The following is a 15681-nucleotide window of genomic DNA, read 5'->3' on the forward strand; positions in this document are numbered from 1 at the left end:
GTTTGGAGCCGTTCAGTCAGCATGAAACCGATTCAGCTGCCCTTGGGTGTGCGTCTGCGTGACGACGCCACCTTTATCAATTACTACCCAGGCGCCAATGCCGCTGCACTCGGCTATGTCGAGCGGCTTTGCGAAGCCGACGCCGGGTGGACTGAAAGCCTGATCTATCTGTGGGGCAAGCACGGCGTGGGGCGTACCCACCTGTTGCAGGCAGCGTGCCTGCGCTTCGAGCAAATGGGCGAGCCGGCGGTTTACCTGCCGTTGGCGGAGTTGATGGACCGTGGTATCGGCATCTTCGATCACCTGGAGCAATACGAACTGGTGTGCCTGGATGATTTGCAGGCCATCGCCGGCAAGGCGGATTGGGAAGAGGCGCTGTTCCACCTGTTCAATCGGCTGCGTGACAGTGGCCGGCGCCTGTTGATCGCCGCGTCTACCTCGCCGCGTGAACTGCCGGTGAAGCTGGCCGACCTCAAGTCGCGCCTGACCCTGGCACTGATCTTCCAGATGCGCCCATTGTCCGACGAGGACAAATTGCGCGCCCTGCAACTGCGCGCATCCCGTCGCGGCCTGCACCTGACCGACGAAGTCGGGCATTTTATTCTCACCCGCGGCACCCGCAGCATGAGCGCATTGTTCGATTTGCTCGAACAGCTCGATCAGGCCTCGCTGCAGGCTCAGCGCAAGCTGACCATACCCTTCCTCAAGGAAACCCTCGGCTGGTAGCCAGCCCTTGTATTGCGCGGCTTCCGGCAAATTTCAGGCGCCAGAAAACCTGCGTTTGGGCCGCTTTGGCCACGCAAAAGGCGTGTAATGGGTGTTAAGCGGTTAGATGTCATCGTTCAAACAAGAAGTCACATAGATCACGATTGAATTTGCAAATCGATGTGATAGTGGGCATAGTCTCGACTTCTTTACATACCAGCCACGGTCGTGCCCATGCTAAATCGCTTCGCACCCCTCGTGCCTCTCGCACTCGTTACCCTGTTGTTTGGTTGCGCCACCCACACTCAAAACGTGGCTGAGCAGCAAAAACCAGCACAACAGTCCCAGGCAAAATTCGTTGCAACGCAGTCTTCCACTGTTTACGAGGAAGAAGTTGCAACTGAAAAAGAACTCGCCGACTTCGCCGGGAGCAAGCCTTACCAGCTTCCAGTTCTGGCCGACAGCATTCTTGAACGCGGCATGTCCCTGATCGGTACCCGTTACCGTTTCGGCGGTACCTCTGAAGCCGGTTTCGACTGCAGCGGCTTCATCGGCTACCTGTTTCGTGAAGAAGCCGGCATGAACCTGCCTCGCTCGACCCGCGAAATGATCAACGTGGATGCACCGTTGGTCGCACGCAACAACCTCAAGCCCGGTGATCTGCTTTTCTTTAGTACGGCGGGCCGTGGTCGTGTCAGCCACGCCGGTATCTACTTGGGCGATAACCAGTTTATTCACTCCAGCAGCCGTCGCAGTGGCGGTGTCCGCGTCGACAACCTGGGTGACAGTTACTGGAGCAAAACCTTCATCGAAGCCAAGCGTGCACTGGCCATGGCCCCGACGACAGTTACCGCTAGCAAGTAAAGTTAAAGTGATACTTGAAGTTTGACGTGTAAGCGCTAGAATCCCTGGATATTGTTGTAATCCGTTCGCGCGAGCTTTGCTTGCGCGTTCTGGTTTTCAGCGTTCGGCAGCGAAAAGCCGCATCCAGACCAGGATTGTTCTGCCCATGTCGACCTCAGCCCGCCTCATTCTTCTTGTTTGCGCCGCGCTCCTCAGCGCCTGCGCAAGCCGTCCACCGCCGCCCGCTCCCGTAGTGGTCAAGCCTAAGCCGGTGTTCAATTACTCCACGCAAAATTTCTCGCCGGCCGCCGAAGACGTGCTCTTCCGTGCGCTGGGCCTGGTCGGTACGCCTTATCGCTGGGGCGGCAACACGCCGGACTCCGGGTTTGATTGCAGCGGCCTGATCGGGTTTGTCTACCGTGACGCTGCGGGCATCAGCCTGCCGCGCACCACCCGTGAATTGATCGTGATGCGTGCCCAGGACGTGAGCGAAAATAACCTGCAGACCGGCGACCTGATCTTCTTTGCCACTGGCGGCGGTTCACAAGTGAGCCACGCGGGTATCTACGTGGGCGAAGGGCGATTCGTGCATGCACCGCAGACCGGCGGCACGGTGAAGCTGGATACGCTGTCCAAAGCCTATTGGCAAAATGCCTACCTGAGCGCCAAGCGCGTGTTGCCGGCGAATCTGGCGCGCAACCCGTAAGGCGAGTGCAGATCCCGATGTGGGAGCGGGCTTGCTCGCAAAGGCGGTGGATCAGTCGATACGCCTGATGGCTGACACTCCGCTTGCGCGAGCAAGCCCGCTCCCACATTGGTTTGCGCTGTACCCGAGATCGGCTATTTGGCTGCCGACACCCGCCACACCTTATTCCCCACGTCATCGGCCACCAGCAAATCTCCCTGCTGATCAATCACCACGCCGACCGGTCGGCCCATGGCTTTCTCATCGCTGTTGAGAAACCCGGTCAGCACATCCACCGGCTGGCCTTTGGGTTGGCCGCCTTCGAACGGCACGAAGATCACCTTGTAGCCACTGTGCGGTTTGCGGTTCCACGAACCGTGCTGGCCGATAAACGCGCCGTTGCTGAACTGCGCCGGCAGTTTGCTGCCCTCGGCGAAGGTCAGGCCCAATGACGCGGTGTGCGGCCCCACGGCATAGTCCGGAGCGATGGCCTTGGCGACCAAGTCCAGGTTCTGCGGCGTGACGCGCACATCCACGTGTTGCCCGTAGTAGCTGAATGGCCAGCCATAAAACGCGCCATCCTTGACCGACGTGATGTAGTCCGGCACCAGGTCGCTGCCGATCTCGTCGCGCTCGTTGACCGCCGTCCACAGCTTGCCGCTCTGCGGTTCCCACGCCATGCCGTTGGGGTTGCGCAGGCCGGAGGCGAAAATACGGTGCTGGCCTGTGGCACGGTCGACTTCCCAGATCGCAGCGCGGCCTTCCTCGGCTGCCAGGCCGTTTTCGCCGACGTTGCTGTTGGAGCCGACACTCACGTACAGCTTGCTGCCGTCCTTGCTGGCCACCACGTTTTTCGTCCAGTGGTGGTTGATGCTGCCACCCGGCAGGTCGACCACCTTGGTGCCGGCGGCCTTGATCGCGGTTTCGCCCGGCTGATAAGGGAAGCGCAGCAGTTTGTCCGAGTCCGCCACGTACAGGTCGTTGCCGACCAGGGTCATGCCGAACGGCGAGTTGAGGTTCTCCAGGAACACGGTGCGGGTCTCGGCCACGCCATCGTGGTCGGCATCGCGCAGCAGGGTGATGCGGTTCGGGCTCGGCACGGCGGCACCGGCGCGCCCCATGACCTTCTCCATCACCCAGCCGCGAATACCCTTGGCGTCATCCGGCTTGGGCGGCGCGTTGGTTTCCGCCACCAGCACGTCGCCGTTGGGCAATACATACAGCCAGCGCGGGTGATCCAGGCCTTCTGCAAACGCCGCGACCTGAGTGCCGGCGGCAGCTGTCGGCTTCGCGCCGTCTGGCCAGCCAATCGCCGGGGCGATGTTCACCGTGGGGATCAGGGTTTTGTTCGGCTCCGGCAGCTTGGGTGAAGGCCCGGTGCCGTCGGACACCTGCAGAGTAGAGCTTTCACCGCAGGCGGCGAGGGTGCCTGCGAGCATGATCAGTAAGGCAAGTCTGGTTTTATGCATGGTTTTCTCCTTGATACCTGTAAGGGTAGAGGCGTTTGCCGGTCCGATCGTTCAAGTGCAAGGCCGGCTTTAATTGACGCTCCACCCCCAACCCACTAACCTTCGCGGCTTGTTCCAGGTGCTCTGTGACCTGTGGGTCGACAGAGTGAAACAGGGAAGCCGGTGAGTGAGCGCACTTGTACACAGTGCTGCCGCGATTCCGGCGCTGCCCCCGCAACGGTAAATGAGTCAAGACGGTGCCTTTTGCCACTGTATCCGCGTGATATGGGAAGGCGCGCCGTCGGCCTGCTCGCTCCGCTGAGCAAGCGCCACTCATGAGTCCGGAGACCGGCCTGGATCATCCAACAGCATCACGGTGGGCGATGCTTGGCTGTCTGTGTGTCTATTTTCCTGCCCGCCGTTTTTTGTCCAGCCCCAACGGAGAGCTGCCATGACCGATTCCCCCGACCGCGACGAACGCCACCTGGCGCGCATGCTGCGCAAAAAAGCCGTGATCGATGAACGCATCGCCAATTCCCCGAACGAATGCGGCTTGTTGCTGGTATTGACCGGCAACGGTAAAGGCAAAAGCAGCTCGGCGTTTGGCATGCTCGCCCGCGCCATGGGCCATGGCATGCAGTGCGGCGTGGTGCAGTTCATCAAGGGGCGCAACAGCACCGGCGAGGAGTTGTTCTTCCGTCGCTTCCCCGAGCAAGTGCGCTTTCATGTGATGGGCGAAGGCTTTACCTGGGAAACCCAGGACCGCCAGCGCGACATCGCCGCCGCCGAAGCCGCCTGGGCAGTTTCGCGCCAATTGCTGCAAGACCCGTCGATCGGCCTGGTCGTGCTGGATGAGCTGAACATCGCCCTCAAGCACGGCTACCTTGATCTGGACCAGGTACTCAGCGACCTGCAAGCCCGCCCGCCGATGCAGCACGTGGTGGTCACCGGCCGTGGCGCCAAGCCCGAGTTGATCGAAATGGGCGACACCGTCACCGAAATGGGCATGCTCAAGCACGCGTTCCAGGCCGGTATCAAGGCACAGAAGGGCGTCGAACTTTGAACCAGCCCCGTCATTGCCCGGCCGTACTGATCGCCGCACCGGCATCCGGCCAGGGCAAAACCACCGTCACCGCGGCGCTGGCGCGTTTGCACCGCAACCTGGGACGCAAGGTGCGCGTGTTCAAGTGCGGGCCGGACTTTCTCGACCCGATGATTCACGAGCGCGCCAGCGGTGCGCCGGTGTACCAGTTGGACATGTGGATGGTCGGCGAGCAGGAAAGTCGCCGTTTGCTGTGGGAAGCGGCGGGCGAGGCTGACCTGATCCTCATCGAAGGCGTGATGGGCCTGTTCGACGGCACGCCCTCCAGCGCCGACCTGGCGCGGCACTTTGGTGTGCCGGTGCTGGGCGTGATCGACGGCACCGCCATGGCCCAGACCTTCGGCGCGCTGGCCTTGGGCCTGGCGCGCTATCAGCCGGACCTGCCGTTCGCCGGCGTGCTGGCCAACCGCGTTGGCACCCTGCGCCATGCGCAATTGCTTGAAGGCAGCCTCACTGAAGGCCTGCGCTGGTACGGCGCGTTGTCGCGTGAAACCGGCATCGAGTTGCCCAGCCGCCACTTGGGCCTGGTGCAAGCCAGCGAATTGAATGACCTCGATATGCGCCTGGACGCCGCCGCCCAAGCCCTGGGCAGCAGCTGCGAAGTCGCCGTGCCGCCACCGGTGACGTTCGCCGCGCCCGAAGTGATCGAGGCCGAGCCGCTGCTGGCGGGCGTGCGCATCGCCGTGGCCCGCGACGAAGCCTTTGCGTTTACCTACGGCGCCAGCCTCGACCTGCTGCGCGCGATGGGCGCCGAATTGCGCTTCTTCTCGCCGATTCACGATAGCCAATTGCCTGAGGCCGACAGCCTCTACCTGCCCGGTGGCTACCCGGAATTGCACCACCAGGCGCTGTCGGAAAACACCCCGATGCTTAACGCCATTCGCGCGCATCACGCGGCAGGCAAGCCGTTGCTCGCCGAGTGCGGCGGCATGCTCTACCTGCTGGACTCGCTGACCGATGTCGACGGCACCCGTGCCGAATTGGTTGGCCTGCTGCAGGGCGACGCGGTGATGCAAAAGAAGCTCGCGGCGCTGGCTTTGCAAAGTGTCGAGTTGCCGGAAGGCGTGCTGCGCGGCCATACCTATCATCATTCGCTGACCAGCACCGAATGGGCGCCGATCGCCCGAGGCTTGAGCCCTAATGGCGGGCGTGGCGCCGAAGCGGTTTACAGGCAGGGGCGGATGACGGCTTCCTACGTGCACTTTTATTTCCCCTCCAATCCGGCGGCGGTGGCTGCATTGTTTGCGCCTGGCCCTGAGACCGCTATCGCGGGCAATCCCGTTCCCACAACTGACCGAGTTGAAACTCAATCCAATGTGGGAGCGGGCTTGCTCGCGAAGAGGCCATGACGGACAACGCCTTCCCCCAAGCCGAACGCGACGCCGTCTACCGCGCCATCGCCGAACGCCGCGACATGCGCCATTTCATCGGCGGCAGCGTGGCCCCCGAGTTGCTGCAACGCCTGCTCCAGGCCGCACACCAGGCGCCCAGCGTCGGCTTGATGCAACCGTGGCGATTCATCCGAATCAGCGACCGCGCGCTGCGCGGCCAAATCCAACAGTTGGTGGAAGAAGAGCGCGTGCGCACCGCCGAGGCCCTGGGCCAGCGCTCCGACGACTTCATGAAGCTCAAGGTCGAAGGCATCCATGACTGCGCCGAAGTGCTGGTGGCCGCGCTGATGGATGATCGCGAGCGCCACATCTTTGGCCGGCGCACCTTGCCGGAAATGGACATGGCCTCGTTATCCTGTGCAATCCAGAACCTGTGGTTGGCCGCCCGCGTCGAAGGCCTTGGGATGGGCTGGGTTTCGTTGTTCGAACCCCAGGCCCTGGCCGACCTACTGCGGCTGCCGGCGGGTGCAAAGCCCTTGGCGGTGTTGTGCCTGGGCCCGGTGGCCGAGTTCTACCCGGCACCAATGTTGCAACTCGAAGGCTGGACCGAACCTCGGCCGCTGAGTGACATGGTGTATGAGAATGTGTGGGGAGTGAGTCAATGAGTGTGGCCTTGCTGTGTGTCGCTGCGGTGGCGCTGGATGCGCTGCTGGGCGAGCCCAGGCGCTGGCATCCGCTGGTGGCGTTCGGCAACTTTGCCGGGCGTATCGAGCAACGTTTCAACAGCGGCGGCCGCGGGTGGCGCAGCCATGGCGTGACCGCCTGGTTTATCGCGGTGGTGCCGCTGACGTTGCTGGCCACCGTGCTGTCGTGGGCGCCGTATATCGGCTGGGTGTTGGAGATTCTGGCGCTGTACATGGCGCTGGGCATGCGCAGCCTTGGCGAGCACGTGCTTCCAGTCGCCCAGGCGTTGCGCAGCGATGACCTGGATGAAGCGCGTAAACGCGTGAGCTACCTCGTCAGCCGTCAGACCAGCGAACTGGACAGCACTGAAGTCGCGCGCGCTGCGACTGAATCGGTGCTCGAGAACGGCAGCGATGCGGTGTTCGCCGCGCTGTTCTGGTTTGTCGTGGCCGGCGTGCCCGGCGTGGTGCTTTATCGCCTGAGCAACACCCTCGATGCCATGTGGGGTTATCGCAACGAGCGCTTTGAGCGTTTCGGCTGGGCGGCGGCAAAAATCGACGATGTGCTCAACTACATTCCTGCGCGTCTGGTGGCGTTGACCTACGCGGTACTCGGCAAAACCCGCCTGGCGCTTAAATGCTGGCGCGCCCAGGCGCCGGCCTGGGACAGCCCCAACGCCGGGCCGGTGATGGCGGCCGGTGCGGGCGCTCTGGGTGTTGAATTGGGCGGGGCGGCGATTTATCACGGCGAGCTGCATCAGCGTGGGCAGTTGGGCGAAGGCCCGGCGGCCGATGCCGACGCCATCGAGCGTGGCTGGCAACTGGTGCAGCGCGGCGTATGGTTATGGCTGTTGATCCTGTGCGCGGGGGCGCAATTTTATGCTTGAGCACGGTGGCCGGCTGCGTAAGGCAGTGATTGAGTACGGGATTGCCGAGGCGGACTGGCTCGACCTGTCCAGCGGCCTGGCGCCCTGGCCGTGGCCGATTCCCGAGATTCCGCTGCGGGCCTGGGCGCGATTGCCGGAAACCGACGACGGCCTGGAAAAGGCCGCCAGCGAGTACTACGGCGCCGCTCACGTGTTGCCGGTGGCGGGTTCCCAGGCGGCGATTCAGTTGCTGCCGCGCTTGCGTCGCTCCGGCAAGGTCGGCGTGTTGTCGCCGTGTTATGCCGAACACGCCGAAGCCTGGCGCCGCGCCGGTTACGTGGTGCGCGAAGTGCAGGAGCAGGAAGTCGACTTTTTTCTCGACGGCCTCGACGTGCTGGTGGTGGTCAATCCGAATAACCCCACCGGCCTGAGTCTGCCGCCGCAGCGCCTGCTCGACTGGCACTCACGGCTGGCCCAGCGCGGCGGCTGGCTGGTGGTGGACGAAGCGTTCATGGACGTGACCCCGCAATTGAGCCTCGCCAGCCAGGCCCATCAAGTCGGCCTGATTGTGTTGCGCTCATTCGGCAAGTTCTTTGGCCTGGCCGGTGTGCGCCTGGGCTTTGTGCTGGCGGAACGCAAGCTGCTCAAGCTGTTGGCCGAACAGCTTGGCCCGTGGGCAGTCAGTGGGCCGACGCGGGTGCTTGGCCAGGTGTGCCTGCGCGATACGGCCGGGCATGCCGAGCAGCGTCATCGCTGTATCGAAGCCGGCCAGCGCTTGTTCGCGCTGCTTGAGCGGCACGGCTTTGAGCCCCAGGGCGGCTGCGCGTTGTTCCAATGGCTGATCACCCCGCACGCTGAACGCCTGCACGAATTCATGGCCCAGCGCGGCATCCTGCTGCGCCTGTTTGTCCACGACAGCAGCCTGCGCTTTGGTCTGCCCGACACTGAGGCCGATTGGTTGCGACTCGATGAGGCCCTGGCCGCTTACAAGGACGCCGCATGAGTACGTTGATGGTGCAAGGCACCACGTCTGACGCCGGTAAAAGCACGCTGGTGACCGCGCTGTGCCGTTGGTTGGTACGCCAAGGCATTGGCGTGGTGCCGTTCAAACCACAGAACATGGCACTCAACAGCGCCGTCACCGCTGAGGGCGGCGAAATCGGCCGCGCCCAGGCCGTGCAGGCCCAGGCCGCCAATCTGGCGCCGCACACCGACATGAACCCGGTGCTGCTCAAGCCCAACAGTGACACCGGCTCCCAAGTGATTATCCATGGCCGTGCCGTGACCAGCATGAACGCCGTGGCCTATCACGACTACAAGGCCATCGCGATGCAGGCGGTGCTCGCCTCTCATGCACGGTTGAGCGAGGCCTACCCGGTGGTGATGGTGGAAGGCGCGGGCTCCCCGGCGGAGATCAATCTGCGCGCCAATGACATCGCCAATATGGGCTTCGCCGAGGCGGTGGACTGCCCGGTGTTGTTGATCGCCGATATCAATCGCGGCGGCGTGTTTGCGCATCTGGTCGGCACCCTCCAATTGCTGTCGCCGACCGAGCAGGCACGGGTCAAAGGCTTCATTATCAATCGCTTTCGCGGTGATATCGCGCTGTTGCAGCCGGGGCTCGATTGGCTCGAAGCGCGCACCGGCAAGCCGGTGGTGGGCGTGCTGCCCTACGTGATGGACCTGCACCTGGAAGCCGAAGACGGCATTGACCAGCGCCAGATCGACAAGGCCGCCCAAGTACTCAAGGTGGTGGTACCGGTGTTGCCGCGCATCAGCAACCACACGGATTTTGACCCGCTGCGTTTACATCCCCAGGTGGATTTACAGTTTATCGGCCCAGGCCAGGCCATTCCGGCTGCCGACCTGATTATCCTGCCGGGCTCCAAAAGCGTGCGCAGCGATCTGGCCTATTTGCGCGCCAACGGCTGGGACACTGCCATTGCGCGGCACTTGCGCTATGGCGGCAAGGTGCTGGGGATTTGCGGCGGCCTGCAGATGCTCGGCGAGCAGGTGCATGACCCGCTCGGCCTGGAAGGCTTGGCCGGTTCCAGCGAGGCTCTGGGCTTACTGGAGTTCAGCACGACGCTGGAACAAGAGAAACAATTGCGCAATGTGCGCGGACGGTTGCTGCTGGAGGACGCCGAGGTCAGTGGTTATGAAATCCATGCCGGCGTGACCTCCGGCAGTGCCTTGTCGAACGCTGCCGTGCTGTTGGATGACGGCCGCCGTGACGGTGCCCTGAGTGAAGACGGTCAGATTCTTGGCACCTATCTGCACGGCGTGTTCGAAACCCCGGCGGCGTGCAGTGCTTTACTGCGTTGGGCCGGGCTGCAGGATGTACAAGAGGTGGATTATCACGCCCTGCGCGAGCGCGACATTGAGCGCCTCGCGGACCTGGTGGAGAACCATCTGGACACTGAACTGTTGCGCAAGCTATGCGGGATCTGACGGTGTACACCCAATCCCCCATCAGCTGCCGGCTCGCCTGCCAGGGCGCCCGGCCAGCCAACCCCGGTTCAACTGTTGCACCTCGCCTTAAAGGTGGGAGCGGGCTGGCTCGCGAATGCGGTGCTTGGGTGACAAATCGGCTGACTGACACACCGCGTTTGCGAGCAAGCCCGCTCCCACACGGGCCAGTGCCCGCCTCACACTGTCAGCCGGCCAACACAGGTGCCTTCCCATGTATCAACTGATCCTCGGCGGCGCCCGTTCCGGCAAGAGCCGCCTCGCCGAAAAGCTGGCGAGTGACTGTGGCTTGCTTGTCACCTACATCGCCACCAGCCAGCCGCTGGACGGCGAGATGAACGAGCGCGTCGCACTGCATCGCCAGCGCCGTCCCGATCACTGGGGGCTGATCGAAGAACCCATCGAGCTGGCGCGTGTATTGCGCGAAAGCGCCGCCGCCGACCGCTGCCTGCTGGTGGATTGCCTGACCCTGTGGCTCACCAATTTGTTGATGCTGGAGAACCCGGCACGCCTGGCGTTCGAGCGCGATCAACTGCTGCAAACCCTGGCCTCGCTGCCGGGTGAAATCATTTTTGTCAGCAACGAAACCGGAATGGGTGTCGTGCCGCTGGGCGAATTGACTCGCCGCTATGTGGATGAAGCCGGTTGGCTGCATCAAGCCTTGGCCGAGCGGTGTCAGCGTGTGGTCCTGACCGTCGCCGGCCTGCCCCTGACTTTGAAAGGTACTGCGTTATGACTGACTCCTGGTGGCTCAATCCCTGCAAGGCCGTCGACCCTTCGGCGCATGAACACGCGCTGGCTCGTCAGCAGCAACTGACCAAGCCAGCCGGCTCGCTCGGCCAGCTCGAAGCCATAGCGGTGCAATTGGCCGGCTTGCAAGGCCAGGTCAAACCTGCGGTGGATCAGGTGTGGATCGCCATCTTTGCCGGTGACCACGGCGTGGTTGCAGAAGGCGTATCGGCATTTCCACAGGAAGTGACCGGCCAGATGTTGCACAACTTTGTCACCGGTGGCGCGGCCATCAGTGTATTGGCGCGGCAGTTGAATGCGCAGCTGGAAGTGGTCGACCTCGGGACCATCACGCCGTCGTTGGATCTGCCGGGCGTGCGTCATTTGAATATCGGCGCCGGCACGGCCAACTTCGTCAACGGCCCGGCGATGACCGCAGCGCAAGGGCGACTTGCCCTGCAAGCCGGGCGTGACAGTGCGCACCGTGCGTTGCAAAGCGGCGCACAGCTGTTTATCGGCGGCGAGATGGGCATCGGCAACACCACTGCCGCCAGTGCCTTGGCGTGCGCCTTGCTCGATTGCCAGGTGAGCGACCTGACCGGCCCGGGCACCGGCTTGAACGCCCAGGGCGTCAGCCACAAAGTGGCGGTGATTGAACGTGCGCTGGCCTTGCATGCAGCGCAACGTGACGACGCATTGAACACGTTGTTCAACCTGGGTGGTTTCGAAATTGCCGCGTTGGTGGGGGCTTATCTGGCCTGCGCCCAGGAAGGCATCGTGGTGCTGGTGGACGGGTTTATCTGCACGGTCGCGGCGCTGGTGGCTACACGCCTGAATCCGGCGAGCCGTGAGTGGTTGGTGTTCGGCCACCGCGGCGCTGAGCCCGGTCATCGTCACGTGCTGCACAGCCTTGACGCGCAACCGCTGCTGGAACTGGGCCTGCGCCTGGGTGAGGGCAGCGGTGCGGCGCTGGCGGTGCCGTTGTTGCGCCTGGCGTGCGCGCTGCACGGGCAGATGGCGACGTTCGCCGAAGCCGCCGTGGCAGACCGTCCGGCATGACCTTGCACCTGGACCTGCTGCGCCACGGCGAAACCGAACTGGGCGGCGGCCTGCGCGGCAGCCTGGACGACGCGCTCACCGCCAAAGGCTGGGAGCAGATGCGTGCCGCCGTGGCAGAGCAGGGGCCGTGGGACCGGTTGGTCAGTTCGCCACTGCAACGCTGTGCGCTGTTCGCCCACGAGCTGGGCGCACGGCTGCGGGTGCCGGTGAGCTTGGAAAAGGATCTGCAGGAGCTGCACTTCGGCGCCTGGGAAGGGCAGAGCGCGGCGGCGCTGATGGAAACCGATGCCGAAGGCTTGGGCCGGTTCTGGGCCGATCCTTACAGCTTTACACCGCCTGAAGGCGAGCGCGTCAGCGACTTTTCTGCGCGCGTTCTCGGCGCCGTCTCACGGTTGCATCAGGCATATGCCACACAGCGCGTGCTGTTGATCAGCCACGGTGGCGTGATGCGGCTGCTGCTGGCGCAGGCGCGCGGTTTGCCGCGTGAGCAGCTACTGAATGTCGAGGTCGGCCACGGTGGGCTGTTCAGCCTGCAGGTGACGGCCGATGGTGTGTTGAAGGAAGGAGTCTGAAGATGCTGGTGTTCTGGATCGCCCTGCAATTTCTCAGCAGCCTGCCAATTCGCCTGCCCGGCATGCCGCAGCCTCAGGAATTGGGGCGTTCGTTGCTGTTTTACCCGGTGGTGGGGTTGCTGTTCGGGCTGCTGTTGTGGGCCCTGAGCACAGCCCTGATGGGCGCACCGTTATTGCTGCATGCTGCGCTGGTGCTGACCGCCTGGGTGTTGCTCAGTGGTGGCCTGCATCTGGATGGCCTGGCGGACAGCGCCGATGCCTGGCTTGGTGGCTTTGGCGACCGCGAGCGCACGCTGACCATCATGAAAGACCCGCGTAGCGGGCCGATTGCCGTGGTCACTCTGGGGCTGGTGTTGTTGCTCAAATTCACCGCACTGGTGGCCTTGATCGAGCAGCACAACGGCACGGCGCTGATTCTGGCGCCGCTGATCGGGCGTGCGTCGATGCTGGCGCTGTTCCTTACTACGCGTTACGTGCGTGCAGGCGGTTTGGGCCAGGCACTGTCGGATCATTTACCCAGGATCGTCGGCCAACAGGTGCTGATCCTCAGCGGTCTGGCCTGCGTCCTGATCGGCGGTTTCAGTGGCGGGATCGCTGTTTTACTCGCTGCGCTGTGCTTTATCGGGCTGCGTCAGTTGATGGTCGACCGGCTGGGTGGCACCACGGGTGACACGGCCGGCGCATTGTTGGAGTTGCTGGAAGTCGCGGTTTTGGTCGGCTTGGCGCTGTAACACTTTCTTGCATTTTCACAATCGCGGGTATATACACGCTCCATGCTTGCCTCCCAATGTTTATGCACCAACCTGCGACGTGCCGCCCGTGGCGTCAGCAGGCATTACGACGGCGCTCTCGACGGCTTCGGGATCAACGTTGCCCAGTATTCTTTGCTGTGTAACCTGCAGCGCCTCGATCAACCGAGCATTTCCAGCCTGGCCGAAGCCATGGGCCTGGACCGCAGTACCCTGGGGCGCAACCTGCGGGTATTGGAGGGCGAGGGCTTGGTGCAGTTGGTCGAGGGCGATGACCTGCGTAACCGCTTGGTGGTGTTGACCGTCGCCGGCGAAGAACGCCTGGCTGCCGCGTTGCCGGCTTGGGAGGCGGCGCAGCAGAAATTGATAGATCAGTTGGGCGCTGAAAAGCGCGAAACCTTGTTGGCCTTGCTGGACGAACTCGCCTGAGCGCGGGTTTGTTCGACTACAAGCGGGTATATACCCGCGAGCGGAGAATAAGAAATGACCTCGATGTGGCGCACCAGTGGCTGGGTTCTTGTGGGGAGTGCGCTGATCCTGGCGTTGTCGTTGGGCGTGCGGCACGGCTTTGGTCTGTTCCTGACGCCGATGAGCATGGAATTTGGCTGGGGCCGTGAGACCTTTGCCTTCGCCATCGCCCTGCAAAACCTGATCTGGGGCCTGGCACAGCCGTTTACCGGCGCCTTGGCCGACCGCTTCGGCGCGACCAAGGCGGTGTTTGTCGGTGGGGTGCTGTACGCCGTGGGGCTGGTGTTGATGGGCATGTCGGATTCGGCGTGGTCGCTGTCGCTCAGTGCGGGTTTGCTGATTGGGATTGGCCTGTCGGGCACTTCGTTCTCGGTGATTCTCGGTGTGGTCGGCCGCGCAGTGCCGCCGGAAAAACGCAGCATGGCCATGGGCATTGCCAGCGCCGCAGGTTCGTTCGGCCAGTTTGCGATGGTGCCGGGCACTTTGGGCCTGATCGGCTGGCTGGGCTGGTCGGCCGCCTTGTTGGCGTTGGGCCTGATGGTGGCGCTGATCCTGCCGTTGGTGGCGATGCTCAAGGACAAACCGCTGCCGGCGATGGTCGGCCAGCAAACCCTGCGTGAAGCTCTGAAAGAGGCCTGCTCGCACTCCGGCTTCTGGCTGCTGGCCTTCGGCTTTTTTGTCTGCGGTTTCCAGGTGGTGTTTATCGGCGTGCACTTGCCGGCGTACCTGGTGGACCAGCATCTGCCGGCCACGGTGGGTACCACGGTGCTGGCGTTGATCGGCCTGTTTAACGTGTTTGGTACCTACACCGCTGGCTGGCTCGGCGGGCGCATGTCCAAGCCGCGTTTGCTCACCGCCCTGTACCTGTTGCGCGCGGTGGTGATTGTGCTGTTCCTGTGGGCGCCGGTGACCGAAGTCACGGCCTACCTGTTCGGCATGGCCATGGGCTTTTTGTGGCTGTCCACCGTGCCGCTGACAAACGGCACTGTCGCGACGCTGTTCGGCGTGCGAAACCTCTCGATGCTCGGTGGGATTGTGTTTCTGTTCCACCAACTCGGTTCGTTCCTCGGGGGCTGGCTGGGCGGGGTGGTCTATGATCGAACCGGCAACTACGATTTGATCTGGCAGGTGGCGATTCTGTTGAGCCTGCTCGCTGCGGCCCTCAACTGGCCGGTGCGCGAGCGGCCGGTGGCGCGCTTGCAGGCGCAGATGGAGGCGGCATGAGTTTGACGGCAAGAGGGTTGGTGATCTCGGCAGGCCTGGTGCTGTTGCTGCTGGCCTGGTGGGGCTGGCAGCATGGCGGGCTGGCATTGATGCAACTGGGTATGTCGATCTGTTAAGTTCTGTGTCTGATCTGACTCAAGGACTTTCGACATGCTGATGCGCTGGCTCGCTGTACCCGTCCTGATGGCTGTAGGCAGTGTGGCCGTGGCCGCCAGCTGTCCGCCCTTGCTGGAGGGGCAATTGCCCAAGTTACGGGCCAAGGAATCCATCGATTTGTGCCAGCGCTTTGCCGGCAAACCCCTGGTCATCGTCAATACCGCGAGCTTTTGTGGTTTCGCGCCGCAATTCAAGGGCCTCGAAGCGTTGTATCAGCGCTACAAGAGCCAGGGTCTTGAAGTGATCGGCGTGCCGTCCGATGACTTCAAGCAGGAAGCCAAGACCGGTGAAGAGACCGCCAAAGTCTGCTACGTGAATTACGGCGTGACCTTCACGATGACCGAGCCGCAGACGGTCAAGGGGCCGGATGCGGTGCACCTGTTCAAGATTCTGGCGCAGCAGACCAGCGCGCCGAAGTGGAATTTCTATAAGTACGTGGTGGATCGCCAGGGTAAGGTGATTGCCAACTTTTCCAGTTTGACCAAGCCGGACAGCCCGGACCTGATCAAGGCGGTGGAGGCTGCACTGGCCTCGAAGCCCTGATCGCAGGTCATTAAAAAGCCCCGCCTCCTGTGCAGGAGAGCGGGGCTTT

Annotated in this window: 17 protein-coding genes and 1 riboswitch; of the genes, 16 read left to right on the plus strand and 1 reads right to left on the minus strand. The window is 63.0% G+C overall.

Annotated features, from left to right (window positions below):
- Nucleotides 1–21: 21 nt before the first annotated feature.
- The 3 genes from hda to AACU78_RS13975 all read left to right on the plus strand — a co-directional run bounded on the left by hda (nucleotide 22) and on the right by AACU78_RS13975 (nucleotide 2254).
- Nucleotides 22–726, plus strand: coding sequence for a DnaA regulatory inactivator Hda (gene hda, locus AACU78_RS13965; protein ID WP_017134884.1), 705 nt, complete (start codon nucleotides 22–24; stop codon nucleotides 724–726).
- A gap of 213 nt (nucleotides 727–939) precedes the next feature.
- Nucleotides 940–1569 (plus strand): C40 family peptidase, encoded by a 630-nt coding sequence (locus AACU78_RS13970; protein WP_106576408.1) that lies wholly within the window; start codon nucleotides 940–942, stop codon nucleotides 1567–1569.
- A gap of 145 nt (nucleotides 1570–1714) precedes the next feature.
- Nucleotides 1715–2254: a C40 family peptidase gene (locus AACU78_RS13975; protein ID WP_106576409.1), complete on the plus strand. Its 540-nt coding sequence runs from the start codon at nucleotides 1715–1717 to the stop codon at nucleotides 2252–2254.
- A 134-nt stretch (nucleotides 2255–2388) separates the two neighbouring features.
- Here the strand turns inward: AACU78_RS13975 and AACU78_RS13980 are convergent, their stop codons facing one another.
- Nucleotides 2389–3702, minus strand: coding sequence for a PQQ-dependent sugar dehydrogenase (locus AACU78_RS13980; protein ID WP_106576410.1), 1314 nt, complete (start codon nucleotides 3700–3702; stop codon nucleotides 2389–2391).
- A 99-nt stretch (nucleotides 3703–3801) separates the two neighbouring features.
- Nucleotides 3802–4052: riboswitch (cobalamin riboswitch) on the plus strand.
- Between the two features lie 80 nt (nucleotides 4053–4132).
- Between AACU78_RS13980 and cobO the strand changes: the two genes are divergently transcribed.
- From cobO to AACU78_RS14045, 13 genes are all read left to right on the plus strand, one after another.
- The gene (cobO, locus tag AACU78_RS13985; RefSeq protein WP_106576411.1) at nucleotides 4133–4744 is read left to right on the plus strand and encodes a cob(I)yrinic acid a,c-diamide adenosyltransferase; all 612 of its coding nucleotides are present in this window, start codon (nucleotides 4133–4135) and stop codon (nucleotides 4742–4744) included.
- Nucleotides 4741–6132 (plus strand): cobyrinate a,c-diamide synthase, encoded by a 1392-nt coding sequence (locus AACU78_RS13990; protein ID WP_106576412.1) that lies wholly within the window; start codon nucleotides 4741–4743, stop codon nucleotides 6130–6132. The genes cobO and AACU78_RS13990 overlap by 4 nt, the downstream gene beginning before the upstream one ends.
- Nucleotides 6129–6779 carry a 5,6-dimethylbenzimidazole synthase gene (bluB, locus tag AACU78_RS13995; RefSeq protein ID WP_106576413.1) on the plus strand — a complete coding sequence of 217 codons (651 nt, stop codon included), beginning with the start codon at nucleotides 6129–6131 and terminating at the stop codon, nucleotides 6777–6779. The genes AACU78_RS13990 and bluB overlap by 4 nt, the downstream gene beginning before the upstream one ends.
- Nucleotides 6776–7684, plus strand: coding sequence for an adenosylcobinamide-phosphate synthase CbiB (cbiB, locus tag AACU78_RS14000; RefSeq protein WP_106576414.1), 909 nt, complete (start codon nucleotides 6776–6778; stop codon nucleotides 7682–7684). Before bluB ends, cbiB begins: the two co-directional genes overlap by 4 nt.
- Nucleotides 7677–8666 (plus strand): threonine-phosphate decarboxylase CobD, encoded by a 990-nt coding sequence (cobD, locus tag AACU78_RS14005; RefSeq protein WP_106576415.1) that lies wholly within the window; start codon nucleotides 7677–7679, stop codon nucleotides 8664–8666. Before cbiB ends, cobD begins: the two co-directional genes overlap by 8 nt.
- On the plus strand, nucleotides 8663–10114 hold the full coding sequence (locus AACU78_RS14010) for a cobyric acid synthase (protein WP_106576416.1): 1452 nt from the start codon (nucleotides 8663–8665) through the stop codon (nucleotides 10112–10114). The genes cobD and AACU78_RS14010 overlap by 4 nt, the downstream gene beginning before the upstream one ends.
- Nucleotides 10115–10346: 232 nt before the next feature.
- Nucleotides 10347–10868 (plus strand): bifunctional adenosylcobinamide kinase/adenosylcobinamide-phosphate guanylyltransferase, encoded by a 522-nt coding sequence (gene cobU, locus AACU78_RS14015; RefSeq protein WP_106576417.1) that lies wholly within the window; start codon nucleotides 10347–10349, stop codon nucleotides 10866–10868.
- Nucleotides 10865–11920 carry a nicotinate-nucleotide--dimethylbenzimidazole phosphoribosyltransferase gene (gene cobT / locus AACU78_RS14020; protein WP_106576418.1) on the plus strand — a complete coding sequence of 352 codons (1056 nt, stop codon included), beginning with the start codon at nucleotides 10865–10867 and terminating at the stop codon, nucleotides 11918–11920. Before cobU ends, cobT begins: the two co-directional genes overlap by 4 nt.
- Complete coding sequence (gene cobC / locus AACU78_RS14025) at nucleotides 11917–12492, plus strand: alpha-ribazole phosphatase family protein (RefSeq protein WP_106576419.1); 576 nt, start codon at nucleotides 11917–11919, stop codon at nucleotides 12490–12492. The genes cobT and cobC overlap by 4 nt, the downstream gene beginning before the upstream one ends.
- Before the next feature lie 2 nt (nucleotides 12493–12494).
- On the plus strand, nucleotides 12495–13223 hold the full coding sequence (locus AACU78_RS14030) for an adenosylcobinamide-GDP ribazoletransferase (protein WP_106576420.1): 729 nt from the start codon (nucleotides 12495–12497) through the stop codon (nucleotides 13221–13223).
- 42 nt (nucleotides 13224–13265) lie between these two features.
- Nucleotides 13266–13670 (plus strand): MarR family winged helix-turn-helix transcriptional regulator, encoded by a 405-nt coding sequence (locus tag AACU78_RS14035; RefSeq protein WP_106576421.1) that lies wholly within the window; start codon nucleotides 13266–13268, stop codon nucleotides 13668–13670.
- A 54-nt stretch (nucleotides 13671–13724) separates the two neighbouring features.
- Nucleotides 13725–14933 carry an MFS transporter gene (locus AACU78_RS14040; protein WP_106576422.1) on the plus strand — a complete coding sequence of 403 codons (1209 nt, stop codon included), beginning with the start codon at nucleotides 13725–13727 and terminating at the stop codon, nucleotides 14931–14933.
- A gap of 150 nt (nucleotides 14934–15083) precedes the next feature.
- Nucleotides 15084–15632 carry a glutathione peroxidase gene (locus tag AACU78_RS14045; protein ID WP_106576423.1) on the plus strand — a complete coding sequence of 183 codons (549 nt, stop codon included), beginning with the start codon at nucleotides 15084–15086 and terminating at the stop codon, nucleotides 15630–15632.
- Nucleotides 15633–15681: the final 49 nt, after the last annotated feature.

The sequence above is a fragment of the Pseudomonas sp. R9.37 genome, assembly GCF_963878885.1.
Classification (GTDB): Bacteria; Pseudomonadota; Gammaproteobacteria; order Pseudomonadales; family Pseudomonadaceae; genus Aquipseudomonas.